This window comes from Arthrobacter sp. B6, assembly GCF_001663775.1.
In the GTDB taxonomy this organism is placed as follows: domain Bacteria; phylum Actinomycetota; class Actinomycetes; order Actinomycetales; family Micrococcaceae; genus Arthrobacter.
Genome location: NZ_KV467168.1, coordinates 2,306,784 through 2,325,578 on the forward strand (window position 1 = coordinate 2,306,784; position 18,795 = coordinate 2,325,578).

Consider the following 18,795-nt stretch of genomic DNA (forward strand, 5'->3'; position numbering starts at 1 on the left):
CCCCGTGTGTATTGTCGCCTGGAGAAGTTCTTGCTCCTCACCGTCAACATTCCATCTCGGCAATGCAACCGTCCGGTTCACCGATTGAACTGCCCACAAGAAGCGGCGGAGAAGGCCAGGTACTGCTGAAAAACACACGCCCGGACCACACCGAATTTCCCGCTACTACGAAAACTTAACGGAACTCCGCTGCGTGCCGGCTCACCGGCAACAGGACTGAAAGGACCCAGCATGACCACCGATTCACTCAGTGAAAAGACCGCCGAGGCCCAGGACTACATCGACGAAATGGCCCGCAAGCGCGGCTACGTCCTCGATTACCACAAGGTCATGGCCAAGCACGATTTCCCCATGCTACAGGCGGCAAACCACGTCGTGTCGGCTGCCTATTTGGACCAGCGCACACTGGACCGGAAGACGAAGGAGCTTATCTTCATCGTCAGCCTCACCGTGATGCGGGCAGCCAAGGGCCACATCCAGAGCCACATCCGCGTCGCCCTGGACCTCGGCGTCACGCCGACGGAGATTTTGGAGGCCATCGAAATCTCCCTGCCGGAGGCCGGCGTTGTGGCTTTCCAGGCTGGTTTCGATGCGTGGCGTGAAGTGATTGGCGCTGACGGAATTGAGCCGACGGTTGCGGTTCACGAGGGCGGTAGTGGTGCCTCCTGAGGACGACACTGGCTACCGGGTTGTCGCAGTTCGCGTTGGCACCCGGACCACGGAGCGCAGCGATGTCTACCTCAATTACCGGCTGTACGGGGAAGATCATGGACCAGCCACAGTGGACTACTACTTCTGGGCCGTGGAAGGCCCGGAGGGAACCATTGTCGTGGACACGGGGTTTGGTGAGGAAGCAGGCCGCAAACGTGGCCGGACCCTGCTGCTGCATCCCGCCGATGCCTCGCCCCACTTGGCATAGACCCATCCGCGGTCCAAGATGTCGTCGTTACGCACGGCCACTACGACCACATCGGATATCTGCGGCTGTTCCCCAATGCTTCACAACACCAACTGAAGATCCTTGGCTGCGCATCAGCCAGGGCGGTCTGGACCCCAGGCCTTCCGTGGCTGATGCCGTATGTTAAGTGGGGGAATTGATGAGAAAGAGTCCGTACACCATGACCAGCCGCAGCCCCCGCAGCAGCGCCCGCCCGCAATTGAGTGAGAAGGCGACCGCCCACATCCGGGGCCTCATCATGTCCGGTGAACTTCGGCCGGGAACCTTGGTCCGCCCGGAGACCATCGGCGAAGACCTGGGCATCTCCACCACCCCGGCACGTGAGGCGCTGCAGGCCTTGCGGGTGGAAGGCTTCCTGGAACTCGTGCCACGGCACGGCTTCGTGGTAGCACCGCTGACCGGGCAGGACATCCGTGATCTATTCCAGGTCCAGGCCCTCATAGCGGGCGAACTTGCCGCCCGAGCAGCCGCGAAAGCCACGGAAAAGGATGTAGCCGAACTTGAGGCGCTCCACCACGAGCTGATCGCAGCCGCCGCCCGGAACGACCACGATCGGCTCGAAGAGAAGAACCACGCCTTCCACCGCGAGATCAACCTGATGGCCGATTCCCGGAAAACCGTGTGGGTCCTGGGATTGGTCACCCGGTACGTCCCCCGGGAGTTCTACTCCTCCATCCCCGGCTGGCCACGGGCCACCATGGACGACCACGCCGAACTGCTCAAGGGCATCCAAGCGCATGACCCGGAGGCCACTCGGGCCGCAATGCAGCAGCACATCGTCCATTCAGGTGAGCTGCTGGCCGCCCACTTTGACGCGCGCGTCGCCGCCGCAGAGGATGGCCGGATAGGCCATGCCGCCGTTTAGCCTTCGGCGAGCTTTTGGAACTGCCTCGTAAAGCCGGGCCGGTTCGGGTATGTCCATCACTGTCGGGTGGGCGCCCCAAACGTACGTAGCATACAGCCGGACGTGGCAGACAAGCCGAACGCCCACAGCCTCGAGCACGTGCCGCCTATGCATGCTCACAGCGCATAGTCCTGCATCCGTCCTGTGAGCTCAGCCAACTCAGTAAAGATCCGCGCTTTCTCCCCATGTCATGCCCGGCACATGCCCGTGCGATGATCACACCGGGCCTTCACGGATGAGGCGACATATCCCGCTCCATGGCCCTTTTCCACCTGAGGACGTGGTCGATACCCGGCCACACACGATGTCGGCGTAGTGACGAAAGGGATCAGCGAACCAATGCACGATTAGCCAAAGGGTGCCGCTCGGTGAGGGTTTCGCAGGACTTCCGCTCTACCACCCAGTGCGTGCAGCTGCTCCAAGCACATGCATAGACTGAGATAAGTATGCATGATTTTATCGCATCAGGCATTCGTATCATGTACGGTGATTAGGTCCTAGTGCTCGCTGCCACATGGTTCCCCCATTCGCCGACCTTTTTCTCGTGGCGAACTGTCAGTTCGGCAGCATCTTTTGAAGTCAGACCCATCTCAACGGAGAGACATTGTGAACCAGACCTTGCTAACGAACGACGTCGGCGCCCGCCTTGACCGACTCCCCGTATCCGGCGTCCACCGCCGAATCCTCCTTTTCATCGGCGCAGGGGCAATCCTGGATGCGTTCGATATTTACCTTGCTGGTGGAGTAACTGCGGCAATGCGCGCAGAGGGCTTCGCGTCCGTTCCCGAAATCGCCGTCTTCATGTCCATGACTTTCACAGGAATGATGATCGGCGCGGGAATCGCTGGATGGACTGGCGACAAGTTCGGGCGGAAGAGGGCCTACTCCTGGAATCTGTTGCTCTTCGCTGTCGCCTCGGTGGTTGCGGCGTTTGTTCCAACGATGGACATACTGATCGCGTGCCGCTTCGTCATGGGTGTCGGGCTAGGAGCCGAACTCGTGATTGCTGGCGGAATGCTCTCCGAGTTCCTGCCACCCAATGTCCGTGGCAAATGGATGACTCTGCTCGGACTAATGATCAACTCGGGACTGTTTGTTGCAACGGGTGTTGGGCTCATCGTAATTCCCACTTTTGGTTGGCATGCCATGTTCCTGATTGCCGGAGTCGGAGGGATCGCCGTTTGGCTTCTCCGACGCTCTTTGCCGGAGTCCCCCCGCTGGCTGGCTGCCAACGGCCGCTACGCTGAGGCGGACGTCATCTTGCGCCGCATGGAAGCCGAGGTCGAGGCGAAGCATGGACCACTTTCCCCTCCCGTCGTGGTTCCAGTCGCAGACGGAGACCAGCAGTTACCGGCGGCTGAAACGTACCGTGATCTGTTCAGCGGCAAGCTGCTCCGACGTGTTCTCTTGGCCTGCGTTTGCGCCATCGCGATCTATATCTGCCTTTACGGGTTCGTGTCATGGATCCCCACGTTCCTAGTTGAGAAAGGTCACAGTGTCGCTTCGTCGCTTGGATTCAGCACCCTGATGTCCTTGGGCGCCCCCGCTGGGGCCGTAATGGGTTACTTCGTCACGGACCGGCTTAAGCGCCGGACTACTCTCTTTATCTTCGCCGGTCTGGCAAGTTTGGCTGGCCTCGCTTATACGCAAGCCTCAAGTGATTGGGCCATTCCGCTCTTAGGTTTCCTCCTGGTCTGCTTCGTCTACACGATGACGGCAGTCGTCCTCTATGCATACATTCCCGAACTCTTTCCCACGACCGTCCGGCTGCGGGGCACGAGCATCTCTTCTGTTGCCGGACGAGCGGTTTCGATCGCCACGCCCGTCGCAATCGCCGCTCTCTTTGGCATGTTCGGGCTATGGGGCCCCGTGACACTCGTTGTCGCAGCCCTGGCCGCAATGGTTGCCATGCTACTGATCGTTCCGGTGGAAACTAGTAAGGCTCCCGTAGACGCTACTTTCTAGCAAGTCACTAGTGGCGCGGGAGCAGGTCCTGCGCCACAGAACCTGCGCCGGATAAAGGCGGTGCCTTTATCCGGGGCTCGTCCGAAGCTACTACCCAGCAGCGCAGTTCCATATATTATTCCGCTCTTTAGAAATAAGCGCGGTAGGAAAGGACTTTGAGAGGTCGATACGAATGCCCGTTATCTCACCCACCAAGCGCGACCAGATCATTAGCGGCCTGCGTTCTCTCATTCTCTCTGGTGAGCTGGCCCGTGGAGCCCGCCTGCCCCAAGATGAACTCGCGCGCCGGTTCCACAGCAGCATCACTCCCGTCCGGGAGGCTCTTCGGGCTTTGGAATCGGAGAACCTGGTGGTCTCTGAGCCGCACCGAGGCGTGCGGGTGGCTGGCATTGATTTCGAACGCGTCAAAGCGATCTATCTCGTGCGTCGCCTGATCGAAGGCTACGCAATGCGCAGGGCGGCAATTCGCCTATCCCCCCATGATCTGCGCCAGGCCGAGCACTTGCTCGCCTCGCTAAACGAGGCGGTCCAGCATGGCGAGCCTGCCGAAATTCGCAGGCTCAACCGAGAGTTCCACTTCTCCTTTTACACTCGGTGTGGCATCCCGTCGCTGGCTCAGGAAATTGACACCCTCTGGCAGGCCTTTCCCTGGGATTTCCTGCTCGCGTCCCCGGCCGGCTCCGAAACCTCGGACGCCGAACACCGCGCGATCCTGGATGCTGTCCGTGCCGGCGATGCGGATGCAGCGGCGAACGCCATGCAGGCTCACATCGGCCGTAGCTTCGCCGAACTGACCCGGCGCTATACCGGTGAAGAGGCTCCGGACCCCTTCAATATCGACAACGATTAGTCCAGGTCGTAGCTGATCTCCCTCTTCGACCTGGCGCCCGTACCGTTCAGGGCGAAGTTCAACCCGCAGGGTGAGACGGCCATGAAGCTACCGCCGCCCACTTGGGCAGACGCCCACCTGGCTTCAACGTTGTGGAATCATCCTAAAAATCGCGTAGTGCCGTGGTGCAGGGATTCACTCTCTTGGGGCCGTATTCCACCCCACTAGCTGCCTCCATTCATATATAGTTGGGATCGTTCAGGTATTCGTTTGCAAGATATATGAGGAAGGCTGCGTCTAAGATGGCCGCGACGTCTCCCACGAAACGAGAACAAATCATTAGAGAGTTGCGGGCTCTTATACTTTCCGGTGAATTGCCCCGTGGCACCCGACTTCCCCAGGACGAGCTTGCCCGGCGTTTCGACAGCAGCATTACTCCGGTTCGTGAGGCGCTGCGGGCTCTTGAGTCGGAGAACCTTGTCGTGTCCGAGCCCCATCGTGGCGTGCGGGTGGCTGGCATTGATTTTGAGAAAATCAAGGCCACTTACATCGTCCGCCGGCTCACTGAAAGCTATGCGATGCGCCGGGCGGCCATCCGTCTTTCACCGCACGACCTGCGGCAGGCCGAGCAACTGCTTGAGGCCCTGAATGAAGCAACCAGGCGGGGCCAGTCGGATCAAGTGCGGAAACTCAACAAGGAATTTCACTTCTTTTTCTATGAGCGCTGCAGTGTTCCGTCGCTGGTCGATGAAATCGACGCTCTCTGGCAGGCCTTTCCTTGGGATCTGTTGCTCAACTCCCCAGAGGCGTCCGAAACTTCTGAAACTGAGCACCGTGCCATTCTCGATGCCGTCAAGGCCGGAGACGCAGATGAGGCCGCTAGTGCCCTCGAGGCGCATATCCGCCGCAGCTTTGCCGAGTTGACTCGGCGCTTCACGGGCACAGAGGTCCCAGACCCGTTCGATATCAACAACGATTAGCCGAGCACAAGAGATCGATGTCCCGGGGAATTTCATGTGGTCGAGCCGGCGCTAGATGCGCGCCCGCGCGAGGATCCGCTTTGCCCGTTCAATGACCGGCACGTCAACCATCTGCCCGTCGACCTGCGCTGCCGACCCCTGAGCACCAATCACGGAATCGGCCCAATCAATGTCAGCCTGACTGGGGGCAAAAGCTTTTCTTACCGGATCCAGCTGCGCTGGATGGATGCACAGCTTGCCGCCGAACCCGAAGCTGTTGGCCGCTTTGGCTGCCGTTTCCACGCGTGACATGTCCTGGATGTCCGTAGACGGTGAATCCAACGGAGCAGGGATGCCTGCGGCACGCGAGGCAACCACCAGATGCGACCTCGCGTGGTCCAGGAACCGGTCATCGTTGTCGGCATCAATGTCCAGCGCGTAGTCGATCGCCCCGAAAGCTAACCGTGCCACTCCAGGCACTCGGGCAATTTCCAAAGCGGCGACCATCCCCGCCGCTGACTCAATAAGGGGTACGAGAGCGAGTGATCCGGTCTGTGCCAGACGGCTTGCAAGATTCCTAAGGGCGTCCGGGTCCTCCGCTTTGGGCACCATCAGGCCAAGCAGTCTATGGCCAGGAATACGGGCGGCCTGCAAGAGTGCAGCGGTTTCGGCGTCATAGTAGTGGCTTCCGGAAGCATTTACCCGCACTAAAGCACGGAGGGCGCTGGCACCTCCCGGAGACAATGCCGCAAGCGTTGCTCGGAGCGCCTCTGCCTTTGCCTCCGGGGCTACCGCGTCCTCCAAGTCGATGATCACCATCCCGGGAACGGCCGCTGCAGCCTTTGCAAACCGTTCAGGACGATCGCCCGGAACGAAGAGTGCTGTAACGGCCCGGGTGACGATTTCCGCGGCATCGGTCGGTAGCTTCTCAGGAAGTCCCTCACGGCTGCGGTCGTCTGATCCTGTACGGGAGAGGAGGGATTTGGAAGGCGATGATGTGGTTTCATCCATGGTGCAAAGTCTCCTGGAAATTCGATGACGGTCGTGGTGGGCCAGGTGCGCAAGTGGCGCCTCTCCGTTTCAGTTCCTTGGCGCGGTTTCGAGTTCGCCGCGCGGGTTCGGTCGAAAACCGGCCGACGGGAGTTCATCCCGCCGGTCCTTGCCGAAGTACTGCCCGTGATCTACTCCTGTGGGAGCAGTCCACGCGGGTTTTCATGACTCAGCTGCCCGGTGGGTGGGTCCCAAGGTGACGAGGGTCTTTTCGTCTTTTTTGAAGAAGTCGTTGCCTTTGTCGTCGATGACGATAAAGGCAGGAAAGTTCTCGACTCGAATCTTGTACACCGCTTCCATGCCCAGCTCCGGGTAGTCAATGACTTCCACTGACCGGATGCAGTCCTGTGCCAGAAGAGCGGCCGGTCCGCCTATTGATCCGAGGTAGAAACCGCCGTGCCGCTGGCATGATGCCGTTACCGATGGAGAACGGTTGCCTTTGGCCAGCATGACCAGGGATCCGCCGAGTGCCTGGAATTGCTCGACATATCCGTCCATTCGACCGGCTGTAGTGGGGCCAAATGACCCGGAGGGCAACCCTTCCGGGGTTTTTGCCGGCCCGGCGTAATAGACTGGGTGGTCCCGCATGTACTGCGGGAGGTCCTCGCCCCGCTCCAGCTTTGCGCGGATTTCGGCATGTGCGATGTCGCGGGCCACGATCATGGTGCCGGTGAGCGAAACGCGGGTACTCACTTGATGCAGGCTTAACTGCTGGCGGATCTGATCCATGGGTGCATCCAGATCAATACTTATAGAGGATCCCGATTCGGTTATGTTTTCCAGCCCCGTGCTGGGAATGAATCGTGCCGGGTCCCGTTCCAATTCTTCGAGGAATACCCCGTCGGGGGTAATCCTGCCCAACACTTGCCGGTCGGCGGAGCACGAAACTGCCAGGGCAATCGGCAGCGAGCCTCCATGTCTGGGAAGACGGATGACGCGCACGTCATGGCAGAAATATTTGCCGCCAAACTGAGCGCCGAAGCCGATTTTGGTGGTGAGGTCGAAGACCTTCTGTTCGAAATCCAGGTCGCGGTATCCGTCACCCAAGCCGCCACCTTGGTTCGGCAGGGTATCTAAATAATGGGCTGAGGCTAGTTTTGCCGTCTTAAGAGCAAATTCTGCCGAAGTTCCACCGATAACAATGGCTAGGTGATAAGGCGGGCAGGCTGCCGTTCCGAGACTCTCTATTTTGTCCTTGAGGAATCCGAGCATTCTAGCTTCATCGAGTACTGCTTTGGTTTCCTGGAACAGGAAAGACTTATTGGCGCTGCCCCCGCCCTTAGCCATGAAAAGAAACTCGTATTCCAGCCCTTTGCCCAAGGAGATGTCAATCTGCGCCGGCAGGTTGGTTTGGGTATTACGTTCTTCCCACATGGATACCGGCGACATCTGGGAATAGCGCAGGTTCAGGTCCTGGAAAACGTCGTATATCCCCCGAGACAGGTGCTTTGCATCGTCACCGTCGGTCATAACGCGGTGGCCTCGTTTGGCGGACACTATCGCTGTTCCGGTGTCCTGGCACATTGGCAACACGCCCCCGGCAGCGACGTTGGCATTCTTCAGCAGATCCAGGGCAACGTACCGGTCGTTAGGGGACGCTTCAGGGTCATCAAGAATCCGTCGCAGCTGGGCGAGATGCTCGGGCCGCAGGAAGTGGGAGACATCGCGGAAGGCTTCGTACGCCAGTGTTTTCATCGCCGATGGGTCGACCTCCAGCACGGCGTTTTCACCGGTTCCCCTGACCCGGACCCCCTCACTGGTGAGAAGGCGCATTCTGGTTTCGCGCGGTCCCAATGGGAGCTGGTCCACATACTTAAAGCCCGTTGGTTCCATCATTTCGCGTTCACATCCGTCATCATTGTCTGAGTATGCTGCGTTTAGAAAATGCCGTCACGGTTCATCGCATCAATGGCCTCGACGCTGTACCCGAGCTGTTGAAGTATGCTGCGGGAGTGCTCCCCGAGGTCCGGCACCGGGTCCATGCGCGGAGTCTTGCCCACGGTTGTGATCGCAGGAAGCACTGCCCGAACAGGTCCCGCCGGTGTATCTACTTTCTCCCATCGGTTGCGTGCCACCAACTGGGGATGGTTAAGAACATCCGCAACGTCCCTTTGCCGCGCATTAGCGATATTCCCCGCAGTCAAACGCTTTTGCATCTCGGCACCCTCATTTACGGAGAACACCGAATTGATTAGCTCGTTGAGCTCTGCCCGGTTACTCACTCTTTTACTGCCGGTATCGAAGCGCGGATCCCGGGCGATGCTTTCATTACCCAAGACGACCCGGCAGAACGAGAGCCATTCATGTTGGCTCTGAATTGAAAGCACGATGTCAACACCATCTGCGGCTGTGAACGTCCCATAAGGCGCGATAGCTGCGTGACTGGTCCCCGCGCGCGCCGGCGCTGTTCCCCCATATTCGGTGTAGTAAAGGGGGTAGCCCATCCACTCTATAAGTGAGTCGAAAAGGCTGATTTCCAGACTTGTAGCTTCACCTGAGTGTTCCCTGTTGTACAAAGCCGAAAGGATAGCGGAGAACGCATACATACCAGCCGCTATATCAGCTGTCGGGATGCCAGTCTTGGCAGGATGGTCCGGCGTGCCGGTCACTGAAACCAGCCCGGTCTCAGACTGAATGAGCAGGTCGTAGGCCTTGGCATCCCGATAGGGTCCGCTAGTGCCGTAGCCACTGATCGAGCACGTAATAAGCCTCGGATAACGCGCGCGCAGGTCCTCGGCACCAAGTCCCAACCTATCGGCTGCACCGGGGGCGAAGTTCTGTATAAAAACGTCGGCCTCGGCCAGCAGCCGGTGCATCACCTCCAGGGCCTCCGGCTGCTTCAGGTCCAAAGTCAAACTTTCCTTCGACCGATTAATCCACACAAAATGGCTGGAAAGCCCCTTCACCGTCTCGTCGTAACCGCGCGCAAAATCTCCGGTTCCGGGGCGCTCAACCTTGATCACCCGTGCACCGAGATCCGCGAGCTGACGCGTGGCGAACGGTGCCGCCACCGCCTGCTCGCACGACACGATAGTTATCCCCTCAAGGGGCAGGTCTGTAGTCATTTGTCCAACCTCCGATGACACCGGCCCCATTGCACTAGGTCGCGGTTTCGAGACGCGGCCTTGTCGGCCGCCTTGCTGACCTAATTCTACTAGATAATGCCTGATTAGCAATGGTCATGCATGAAAGCCTCTGGCGCTGGCCGACGAGACGTGCAGCAGGAACGTTCATGAGCGTCGTGGATCAGGAGCCGCCTCAGCCTCCTTGAGTGTTGGAGCGCGCGCGACCCTGACGAGTACCAGCCCCCCGCCCGCGTCGCCGCCAGACCTTTGCGGGCCGGCGGAAGCCTCCGCCCGCCAAGGTCCTTGTGATGGTTGACACACTAGGAAGTATCCATCATGATTGGAATCATGCATGATCTGCTTTGTTCATGCACCAAGGGTTCAGGATGGGCATAGACGGTGGTCTGTGTTCTGTGGCTCGGGCGAGCCCCACTCAGAAATTTCAACAGCTTGGCAAAAGGAGCGGCAGTCATGCATGACAGCACAAAGGTAGAGGCGGAAATTATCGCCCCGTCGGTTCACCCGCTGTTGCGGGCCGACATTCGGAAGCGCCAGATGGCCGTCGGTATCGGCAACTTCATGGAGTGGTTTGACTTCGCAGTCTACGGGTACTTCGTAGCCGTAATCGGGGCCCAATTTTTCCCAACGGGGGACCCTGCCACCGAGATGTTGTCATCATTCGCTGTCTTTGCAGTCGGCTTCATTTCACGCCCCCTCGGTGCTCTGATCCTTGGGCCCCTGGGCGACAGGCATGGGCGTAAAACCATTCTTGTTATTACTGTTCTGGGCATGGGAGTAACGACAGCCCTCATTGGCTTGACGCCTTCCTATGCCTCCATTGGGATTGCAGCGCCGATCATCATCGTTATTCTGCGATGCATGCAGGGAATGATGGTTGGCGGTGAGTGGTCGGCGGCCGCCACCTACCTCGGTGAGAGCGCTCCGGCTAAAAAACGCGGCCTGCATGCCAGCTTGGTTACAGCGACGGCAGGTTTGGCCTTCCTCGTGGGCACCATACTGGCAACCGTTATTAACGCGGTCATGCCGGCCGGAGACGTGGCGGCTTGGGGGTGGCGTCTGCCATTCGTGGCCTCCCTCGTGATGGCGGTCGTCGCGGTGTTTATACGTCAGAAGCTGGACGACACCCCTGTCTATGAGGAGCTGGTTCGCAGGCGGGAGAACAACGAAATCCATCACGTTCCCGCGAAGGTCAAGGCAAAGTCGTTCATTCTTGCTCTGACGTTTTCTGCAGTATTCGGCGTCAGCCTCTACTACTTCATCACCTACGCGAACAACCATCTGTCGGGCGTAGTGGGCATGCCCCGAGTCGACGCACTCCTGGCCTGCGGCATCGCCCTTTTCGTTTACGTAGCCGCCAATCCACTGATCGGCGCGCTAAGCGACCGCATCGGCCGGCGACCCGTCGTGCTAACCGGGGCCATCGGGCTCTCTCTTCTGAGCATCCCCATCTTCATGGCACTGAACACCGGCGCATTCCCTGTGGTGCTGCTGGGACTCATCGTTTTGGGGGTGCTGGTCTGCATGACTGGCGTCATGAACGTAGTACTGCTTGTAGAAGTATTCCCCGCGTCGATTCGCTCGACTGGGGCAGCCCTGGGCCACAATTTTGCCCTAGCCCTCCTGGCGGGACCGGGGCCGCTGGTTGCAGCGAGTCTTGTGGCAGCAACGGGAAATGCCGTTGCACCCGCTTACTACCTTGGAGCAGTCTCCGTCGTTGCTTCAATAGTTTTGTGGTTCATGCTTCCGGAGACGAAGGGCAGCGACATCAGCAAGGGATAGATCAAGGGAACGGTTGACAGGACACCGTCGATATCAGGGCCCGCTCGTCCATGAATTTGCCAAACGGATAGGTGCCTCAGCTTTGATCCACAAGCAGCACACCCTTGAAGGACGCTTCTTATCAATGGGGCGCACCAAGAGCACGATTAGACGAAACACCATTGAACTCGGGACGTCTGCGGCAAAGAATTGACCCAAGTCACCTATCCGCAGGGGGGCATCGCAGACTATCCGCCAGGTCCCCTCCAGAGGAGACTGGTTAGTTGTTGCAGCACAAATATTAGGAGGGCGAAAAAGTGCCTAGGATTCATGATTTAGGAAGCGTGCACGGGTTTGAGCCGCAGGCGAACCTTGCCAAAGAAGACCCACCTTTTGAATACGACTGGCAAGCCCACATGTTTGCAGTGCACAGGCTCATGGCTAAGAAGGGCGTCTACGCGCTCGATGAATTCCGCGATGCAATCGAAACACTTCCTCCCGCCGAGTATCTCAAATTGGGGTACTACGAGAGATGGTTGGCCGCAATCCCGCCTCTTGTGCTTCGGAAGAGCAACATTTCCGTTGAGATTCCCGAGACCTTCGATGACTGAGCACAAGTTCAGTCCGGGTACCAGGGTTCAGGTGGCTCGCAAGGACCCCTATCATCACACCCGAGTACCCGCTTACGTCAGAGGAGCGACAGGGGTTATCAAATCTTACGATGGCTCGTTCAACCTCGCTGATCTCGTCGCGCAAGGCATCCCCTGCACACCCGAACCCGTCTACTGCGTCCAGTTTGAAGCTCAGGACCTGTTTGGTGACGGTTCCCACGCCATAACAGTCAACATATGGGAGTCATCTCTTTCGGAAGAGGATAAAAAATGAGCGGTCACCACGATGACAGAAGCGGTCACCACGATGACAGAAATGGATTTAACGCGGCAAAAATTCGCTGGTTTGAATCGTTGCTGGAGGAAAACGGCCTCCTGGCGCCAGGGGAAGTCGATGACTTCCTCGCTTCATATCTCAAGCAGGCTAATCCAAACAACGGCGCCCGGATTGTTGCTAGGGCATGGATAGACCCGGCTTTCCGCGAACGGCTCGTTGCCGATGCACCGAATGCTATCCGCGAACTGAAACTTGTCGACCCGTCGGACGGGGAAGTTACTGAGGAGCAGCACCTTAAGGTGGTTTCCAATTCGCCTGGAAAGCACAACATGATCGTCTGTACGTTGTGCTCTTGTTACCCGTTGTGGCTCTTGGGTCCGTCCCCATCTTGGTATAAAAACCCGTGGTATCGGGCCGAAGCCGTTAGAAATCCACGTGGGGTGCTTCGCGAATTCGGCTTCGAAATCCCCGAGCCGACAGAGATCACCGTATGGGACGCCAGCTCGGAGATGCGTTACATGGTCCTTCCAGAGCGTCCGGAGGGAACAGACGGCATGAGCGAAGAAGAGCTAGCGGAGCTGGTAACCAGGAACGGATTGATCGGCGTGGCCCCGCACTGATACAAGCTTGTGAAATTGGTTGAGCACCTGGTCGGAATGAGAATCAAGTAGATGAATGATGCAGCACTGAACAGCGCAGCTATCCTCAGCGGATACACAGCACTGATCCACGACGTACCGCTGTCCACCGACGAATCAGGAGCCATCGTCACCGGCGTCCCTGAAGCCTGTCGCAGCCTGTTGGATTTGGACATTCCAGAGCAAGATCTGGCCATAGGAGACCTCACCCATCTATACCCCCTGCCCGCTCCAGAGAAAACGGGAGTCTAGGGTGAACAGCAGAAGGAATTTCGTCTTCGATGGGGCAGAAGGTAACCGGGAAACCTGGGACATTGTGCGCGAGGTCATCGACCGGGCAGGGACGATAAATAACAGTGGGTTCGTTGAGGTCGAGGCTGACGCCGCGCTAGAGGCGGCCGCGGCGTGTTCTGCGCCACTGGAACGAGGCGACTCTTCAATGCTCGCCGGTGCTTTGTATGCCAGAAAAGACTGTTTCGCCCGGCAAGACAAATTGATGGAATGTGGTAGCGGGATACGGGAGGGGCGGCTGGCGGCCACCACTTCGCCGATTATTAGCGCACTGGATTCTATGGGTGCCATAGACATGGGGCGGCTCCACATGTCCGAACTGGCCATGAGTCCTATGGGACGGAATGACTACCTTGGCGCCGGACGAAACCCATGGGATCCATCGCGTGTCTCGGGTGGTTCGTCCAGCGGATCAGCCATAGCCGTTGCACAAAGACTTGTGCACTTCTCGCTCGGAACAGACACAGGTGGATCGGTTCGGCTCCCCGCCGCAGCGTGTGGGGTGTCCGGCTTCAAACCAACAAACGGGATTCTGTCCACGGACCAAGTTATGCCTCTGGCTCCTTCCCTGGACGCTGTTGGCATCTTGGCACCAAGAGCCGAGGAAATCTCAATCGTTTTTCGCAATCTTGCTGCCGGGAACCAAGTCGGCCACGCTGATTCCGCCGGCTCGGCAGGCGCCAAAACGGTTGTCGCCCCCGTCCTGGAACCGGGCCCCCTCTCCGACGAATCGGTTGTGAGTAGCTTCGAAGGGACAATTGATGTTCTCAAAGGACTTGGCCTGAACGTTCAGAGGACAACCGCTCCTGACCTCGGCATCCTGAACCAGGCAGCCATGCTCATCATGGGCGCGGAAGGCGCAGCCTGTTTCGAATCGGATTTGCGCAAACATGCCGGACGATTTAATCCAGAGATTCGACGCAGGCTGGAGCGCGGACTGCTGTGCCCGGCGACGGTCTACTATCGAGCCCTCCGGGCTCGCCCCAGACTGCTGGCAGAGTTTCTAAGTTCTTTGATTCCGGCGGATGCAGTCCTACTGCTACCAACACTCCCTTATGAGGCGCCCTTGATCGAAGAGAATACGACTGGAACAGCAGTGCAACGGGAGGAGCGCTTTGCCAACTTCTCGTACTGGGCTCGGCCCGTCAACTACCTGGGCCTCCCTGCCATCAGCGTTCCCATGGGTTTTGGGCCTAATGGGCTGCCATTGGGTGCACAGTTCATTGGCCGACCGTTCCAGGACTATAAAATCCTCGAAATCGCCCGACTATACCAAAACGTCACGAGCTGGCACGAGAGTACCCCGCAGGAAACCCCGCTCACAGCTGTGTCCTTGGCAAGCCAGTCAAAGGTCAAATTCTGCTGAAGCTGACGACTCGCTCACAGGGGTTGACGTAAATCCGAATCAGCGCGCGATGGAAAACCGATCACCAACCTTCGTTTTCAACACCAGGAGAGTGACAGACATGACAACTATTCATCCCACTCAAGTCCGAGGCGGAAGCGGCCCTCTGGCTGTTCTAGGCACGCTGCTGGCATTAGCCGTGTCCGTGCTCGTTCTCTACCTTGTGCAGTTCGACAACGGCCAACTGTCGCAGGCCGGAATGCTCCTGCATGAGCTCATGCACGATGGCCGCCATCTCTTGGGCGTGCCATGTCACTGACTCTGGAGCCAAGGACTGTGCCGCTGCGGCTTAGGTCCGCGCTCGTCCGGGGTCTGCTGGCCGGGTTGGTTGCCGGGGTTCTCGCGGGCGGGGTCGGGTTCTGGACAGGTGAGGCCCTCATTGATCAGGCCATAGCCCTTGAAAATACTGAAACTACAGACCACCACCACACAGCCGGAAGCACCACGGAGCCGCACGACCACAAGCACTCCGACGAGGAAGTCCTTATTCCCCGGGACGTGCAGCGGGCCGGATTGGTTCTAGCGACTGCCCTCACTGGGGCTGCCACCGGAATGATTTTCGCATCTATCTGGTTCCTGAAGTCCCGCCGCTCGAGGCTTGACCAGCCGCTCGACGGCATCATGCCGTTGGCAGTATCCGGTTGGGTGGCAGTAGCCGCCGTGCCCTGGCTTGTCATCCCGCCGAACCCTCCTGCACTAGGCTCGTCGGACTCCATAGATTACCGAACCGGTCTATGGCTGTTGGCGGTCCTCCTAGGCCTCGCAGCCCTCATCATCTGGTTTGTGCTGAAAAAGTGGATAGACTCGCGGACCGGCCAGTCATCCGCGGTCTCCAACGGGATCCCCGTCCTAGCAGCTATCGCCATTGTTCTACTGGGTTGGCAAATGCTTCCAGCCAGTTCTGTCGATTATGCGGGCTTCCCGGGAGATTTGCTTTGGAACTTCCGGTTGGCGTCAGCGGCAACACAACTGACCTTGTGGTTGTCCATGGGACTCGTTTTTCAATTCTTAATGGAAAGGTCCGCCCGGAAAAGCGCCCGCCTATGAAGATTACCTTTATCCGTCATGGCCTGTGCAGAGAGATGCGTGAAGCCCGGTTCGGAGCGGACGGGCCACTCGACAGATCATCCCGTCCGGCACATGTCCTGTCCACGCCTGGGACGCATTTCGCTTCTCCTTCGCTCATCACTCTAGAGTCTGCAAAAGTCCTCGGATTGGACGTCGAAAAGGACCATAGGCTGCAGCCGGCCGACTACGGCAAGTGGACAGGTCTAACCATGAAGGACCTGCCCCCGGCTGCACTCCTCGAATGGAGAAACAATCCGGAATTCCGAGGCCACGGCGGTGAAAGCATCCTCGACCTAGTCGAGCGAACAGGAGCTTGGCTCCACGCTTTGCCACGTAAATCCGAGACTATTGTTGTCACCCACGCCGAAATTATCAGGGCCGCAGCCACAGCAATATCAGGCAACCTTGAGGACTACTGGAACGGACCGCAACGCGGACTGCGGGCGTTCGATGCACACTCGCTGTATTTGTAGCACGCGAAGCCGCCGCTTGTTGCGGCCGAGAAATCTGCCCCCAGAGCACAAGGGAGAAAGAAACCGTGGTCTTTAGACGCATCGATGACTGGACAGCGCTCCAAGGAGCCCTAGCCGACATCCGTGTCAACGGGGTGACCGTCTGCTCTGGCACAGTCGACGCCGTGACAGAGGATGGATCCGTCCTATGGATCCAACCCACAGCAGACCAACGAAAACTCTACGAGAGGGGATCGTGTGAAGCCTGGGCAACCGACGAGAGGCTAGGTTTTCACTACCGGCTCGCCATGCGCGAGATGCAACCTCGCTAGCACGGTGGAGGCAACAGCACCATGAAGACGGGCTGGAAATCCAACTCGGAATCCAGTAGTACAAAGTGACTTTGGGACCGCGGATGGTCGTTTCGGCCGGCGCCCGACGTACCGGGGTAGGTGCAAGGCCGGTCGTTCTTCATTCATAATTTCGTCAACGACAGGCGCAAGGAACCCGCGGAACAGCGGGTAGTTCTCTGCCATCAGAAAATGGCCGAAACCCGGCATTCTTCCTCCCCGGGCGCCTGGAATGGTAGCAATAGCCTGCTCGGTATCCTCTGGCAATGAGCGCCGATACTCACGAAGATGGAGAAACACGTTGGTAGCTACGGAACGACATGCCTCGCTCTTTATTGGACTTGGCAACATGGGCCGACCTATGGCCATGAACTACTCTGCGGGACGGGAACTGTTCGTCTACGACACGAACGCAAGATCGCCGCTGAAGTAGCGGCCGCGACCCAGGGAACGGCCTTGCCTGATCTGGAATATATCCCCGCGCACATCGAGACGGTGATGCTGATGCTTCCCAACAGCAGCATAGTAGAGTCCGTCCTGCGCAAGAAGCCGGGCCTTTTCAACCAGCTGGCAGCAGGATCCCTGATCATCGACATGAGCTCATCAGAGCCAGAGAGCACCGTCGCCCTCGCAGGCGAGGCCGCAGAACTTGGCATCGACTATGTTGACGCGCCGGTCTCCGGCGGCGTGGCCAAGGCGGAGACCGGCAAGCTGACCATCATGGCCGGTGGGGACAGCGCCGCTGTCGAACGGGCCAAGCGTCATCTGCGCCACGTTGGCGAGGCCATCACGCATGTGGGCCGCCCGGAACCGGTCACCCGGCAAAGGCGCTGAACAACCTGCTATCCGCCACCAACCTGGCCGCGGCGACTGTCGCGGCAACGGCAGGGATTGCACCGGAAAAGATGCTCGAGGTCATCAATGGCTCCACCGGCCGTAGTCAGGCCTCGGAATTTAAGTACCCCCGCCACATCCTGAGCGGAACCTTTGACTCGGGCTTTGCCATGGACCTGATGCTCAAGGACCTTAACATTGCCCGAAACCTCATTGCCCAGCAATCCGCCGAAGCACCGATCGTACTGACCGCACAAGAAACGGCTCCTGCTGCTGCATCCCGCCGTTGCCCTCGCCCCACTCGCCATAGACCCATCCGCGGTCCAAGATGTCGTCGTTACGCACGGCCACTACGACTACATCGGAAATCTGGAGCTGTTCGCCAACGCCCGGATCCACATGGCGGAGGCTGAATACAGGTTCTGGACCTCCCCCATCGCCGGGCACGTCCAGTTCTCCTTCTACGCTGAAGAAAGTGAAATCGGTCAGGTGCGCTTGGCCGAAACCGAAGGGCGCCTGAAACTGTTCACCGGCGAAACTGCCCCGGCGCCAGGACTCAGGCTGGCGGAAGTCGGCGGGCACACGCCCGGGCAAGCCATCCTCTACGTCCCAACCTCGGAGGGCGAGGTGCTGCTGGCATCCGACGCGGTGCACTTCTACGAAGAGCTCGAACGCAACATGCCCTTCACCTTCATCAGCGACCTGCCCGCGATGTATGAGGCCCTCGCAACCATCCGGGAAGAAATACGTGAACGCGGGCTCACGGTCATTCCAGGTCACGATCCGGATGTCCTCACACGCTTCCGAGCGTGCGGCGCACTTCCCGCCGGGGCAGCAATAACCATCGGGCGGCACCAAACGACACCTAAGGAGACACCATGACCAGCACGTTCAACGTGGGCCCGGTACCGGACCAAGTCCTGGCGCCACGGATGAGGTCCTCAAGCACTTGGAAAAAATGGCAGCTGAAATCCGAAAGGAACCGGGCAACTTCTCCTACGAGTTCTTCCGCGGCATCGAGGAGGACAGCAAATTCGTCATTCTTGAGAGCTACCACATCGCCGAGGATTTCGAACTGCACAGCCAACACTCTGTGACCGCAAACGGTCCCGCTGAGGCGCCCTAGAACCGGAGGCGGCGAATGCTGATGCCGCCTAACGCGCCGCCAAGCCTGCCTCCGACAGAATAGGATCGCTGTGTGGCCAGCCCGCATTTGCTCACCGCGAACAACAGTTCCCCCGACGGGAGGCACCGGCCTTACTGCTCTCGTGCGGAAGATCACGGCCCGGACCGGCAACCGCTACGCACAGCGGTGGAGGACGAGTAGCAGATTCGGTGAGTCGTGGGGGGAGCTCAAAAT

22 protein-coding genes and 2 pseudogenes are annotated in these 18,795 nt (G+C 58.9%); 21 read left to right on the forward strand and 3 right to left on the reverse strand.

Annotated features, from left to right (window positions below; genetic code table 11):
• The first annotated feature begins 231 nt into the window (after window positions 1-231).
• From AU175_RS10155 to AU175_RS10180, 7 genes are all read left to right on the forward strand, one after another.
• Complete coding sequence (locus tag AU175_RS10155) at window positions 232-669, forward strand: carboxymuconolactone decarboxylase family protein (RefSeq protein WP_066288198.1); 438 nt, start codon at window positions 232-234, stop codon at window positions 667-669.
• Window positions 659-919 carry a hypothetical protein gene (locus AU175_RS10160; protein ID WP_156642267.1) on the forward strand — a complete coding sequence of 87 codons (261 nt, stop codon included), beginning with the start codon at window positions 659-661 and terminating at the stop codon, window positions 917-919. Before AU175_RS10155 ends, AU175_RS10160 begins: the two co-directional genes overlap by 11 nt.
• The gene (locus AU175_RS22765) at window positions 916-1,098 is read left to right on the forward strand and encodes an MBL fold metallo-hydrolase (RefSeq protein WP_082979220.1); all 183 of its coding nucleotides are present in this window, start codon (window positions 916-918) and stop codon (window positions 1,096-1,098) included. Before AU175_RS10160 ends, AU175_RS22765 begins: the two co-directional genes overlap by 4 nt.
• 20 nt (window positions 1,099-1,118) lie before the next feature.
• The gene (locus AU175_RS10165) at window positions 1,119-1,823 is read left to right on the forward strand and encodes a GntR family transcriptional regulator (protein WP_082979089.1); all 705 of its coding nucleotides are present in this window, start codon (window positions 1,119-1,121) and stop codon (window positions 1,821-1,823) included.
• Window positions 1,824-2,468: 645 nt separating this feature from the next.
• Window positions 2,469-3,827 (forward strand): MFS transporter, encoded by a 1,359-nt coding sequence (locus AU175_RS10170; protein WP_231938517.1) that lies wholly within the window; start codon window positions 2,469-2,471, stop codon window positions 3,825-3,827.
• 172 nt (window positions 3,828-3,999) lie between these two features.
• A complete protein-coding gene (locus AU175_RS10175; protein WP_066288206.1) occupies window positions 4,000-4,677 on the forward strand; it encodes a GntR family transcriptional regulator in 678 nt (225 codons plus the stop codon).
• Between the two features lie 281 nt (window positions 4,678-4,958).
• The gene (locus AU175_RS10180; protein WP_197497071.1) at window positions 4,959-5,636 is read left to right on the forward strand and encodes a GntR family transcriptional regulator; all 678 of its coding nucleotides are present in this window, start codon (window positions 4,959-4,961) and stop codon (window positions 5,634-5,636) included.
• Between the two features lie 51 nt (window positions 5,637-5,687).
• Here the strand turns inward: AU175_RS10180 and AU175_RS10185 are convergent, their stop codons facing one another.
• From AU175_RS10185 to AU175_RS10200, 3 genes are all read right to left on the reverse strand, one after another.
• Window positions 5,688-6,626 carry an HpcH/HpaI aldolase/citrate lyase family protein gene (locus AU175_RS10185; RefSeq protein ID WP_082979092.1) on the reverse strand — a complete coding sequence of 313 codons (939 nt, stop codon included), beginning with the start codon at window positions 6,624-6,626 and terminating at the stop codon, window positions 5,688-5,690.
• A 201-nt stretch (window positions 6,627-6,827) separates the two neighbouring features.
• On the reverse strand, window positions 6,828-8,438 hold the full coding sequence (locus AU175_RS10195) for a FumA C-terminus/TtdB family hydratase beta subunit (RefSeq protein WP_231938518.1): 1,611 nt from the start codon (window positions 8,436-8,438) through the stop codon (window positions 6,828-6,830).
• 104 nt (window positions 8,439-8,542) lie between these two features.
• Window positions 8,543-9,730 carry a CaiB/BaiF CoA transferase family protein gene (locus tag AU175_RS10200; protein ID WP_066288214.1) on the reverse strand — a complete coding sequence of 396 codons (1,188 nt, stop codon included), beginning with the start codon at window positions 9,728-9,730 and terminating at the stop codon, window positions 8,543-8,545.
• 471 nt (window positions 9,731-10,201) lie between these two features.
• Here AU175_RS10200 and AU175_RS10205 point away from each other — a divergent pair, with 471 nt between their 5' ends.
• The 14 genes and pseudogenes from AU175_RS10205 to AU175_RS21360 form a co-directional block, all read left to right on the forward strand.
• The gene (locus AU175_RS10205; protein ID WP_066288216.1) at window positions 10,202-11,530 is read left to right on the forward strand and encodes an MFS transporter; all 1,329 of its coding nucleotides are present in this window, start codon (window positions 10,202-10,204) and stop codon (window positions 11,528-11,530) included.
• Window positions 11,531-11,826: 296 nt separating this feature from the next.
• On the forward strand, window positions 11,827-12,120 hold the full coding sequence (locus tag AU175_RS10210) for an SH3-like domain-containing protein (protein WP_066288219.1): 294 nt from the start codon (window positions 11,827-11,829) through the stop codon (window positions 12,118-12,120).
• Window positions 12,113-12,394: an SH3-like domain-containing protein gene (locus AU175_RS22770; protein ID WP_082979093.1), complete on the forward strand. Its 282-nt coding sequence runs from the start codon at window positions 12,113-12,115 to the stop codon at window positions 12,392-12,394. The genes AU175_RS10210 and AU175_RS22770 overlap by 8 nt, the downstream gene beginning before the upstream one ends.
• A complete protein-coding gene (locus AU175_RS10215) occupies window positions 12,391-13,017 on the forward strand; it encodes a nitrile hydratase subunit alpha (protein WP_066288221.1) in 627 nt (208 codons plus the stop codon). The genes AU175_RS22770 and AU175_RS10215 overlap by 4 nt, the downstream gene beginning before the upstream one ends.
• 51 nt (window positions 13,018-13,068) lie before the next feature.
• Window positions 13,069-13,287: a hypothetical protein gene (locus AU175_RS10220; RefSeq protein ID WP_066288223.1), complete on the forward strand. Its 219-nt coding sequence runs from the start codon at window positions 13,069-13,071 to the stop codon at window positions 13,285-13,287.
• A 1-nt stretch (window position 13,288) separates the two neighbouring features.
• Window positions 13,289-14,692, forward strand: a complete 1,404-nt coding sequence (locus AU175_RS21340; protein ID WP_197497072.1) for an amidase — start codon at window positions 13,289-13,291, stop codon at window positions 14,690-14,692.
• Between the two features lie 100 nt (window positions 14,693-14,792).
• Window positions 14,793-14,990, forward strand: coding sequence for a CbtB domain-containing protein (locus AU175_RS21345; protein ID WP_082979095.1), 198 nt, complete (start codon window positions 14,793-14,795; stop codon window positions 14,988-14,990).
• Window positions 14,981-15,778: a CbtA family protein gene (locus tag AU175_RS10235; RefSeq protein WP_066288229.1), complete on the forward strand. Its 798-nt coding sequence runs from the start codon at window positions 14,981-14,983 to the stop codon at window positions 15,776-15,778. Before AU175_RS21345 ends, AU175_RS10235 begins: the two co-directional genes overlap by 10 nt.
• Window positions 15,775-16,272 (forward strand): histidine phosphatase family protein, encoded by a 498-nt coding sequence (locus AU175_RS21350; protein WP_082979096.1) that lies wholly within the window; start codon window positions 15,775-15,777, stop codon window positions 16,270-16,272. The genes AU175_RS10235 and AU175_RS21350 overlap by 4 nt, the downstream gene beginning before the upstream one ends.
• A gap of 561 nt (window positions 16,273-16,833) precedes the next feature.
• A complete protein-coding gene (locus AU175_RS22775; protein WP_156642269.1) occupies window positions 16,834-17,034 on the forward strand; it encodes an NAD(P)-binding domain-containing protein in 201 nt (66 codons plus the stop codon).
• Window positions 17,019-17,435: an NAD(P)-dependent oxidoreductase gene (locus AU175_RS10250; protein ID WP_442855315.1), complete on the forward strand. Its 417-nt coding sequence runs from the start codon at window positions 17,019-17,021 to the stop codon at window positions 17,433-17,435. Before AU175_RS22775 ends, AU175_RS10250 begins: the two co-directional genes overlap by 16 nt.
• A gap of 23 nt (window positions 17,436-17,458) precedes the next feature.
• Window positions 17,459-17,656, forward strand: a pseudogene (locus AU175_RS22780) (NAD-binding protein); the annotation flags it as partial.
• 52 nt (window positions 17,657-17,708) lie between these two features.
• Complete coding sequence (locus AU175_RS10260) at window positions 17,709-18,317, forward strand: N-acyl homoserine lactonase family protein (RefSeq protein WP_269449491.1); 609 nt, start codon at window positions 17,709-17,711, stop codon at window positions 18,315-18,317.
• Between the two features lie 46 nt (window positions 18,318-18,363).
• Window positions 18,364-18,561 (forward strand): annotated as a pseudogene (locus tag AU175_RS21360) (putative quinol monooxygenase); the annotation flags it as partial.
• Between the last annotated feature and the right edge of the window lie 234 nt (window positions 18,562-18,795).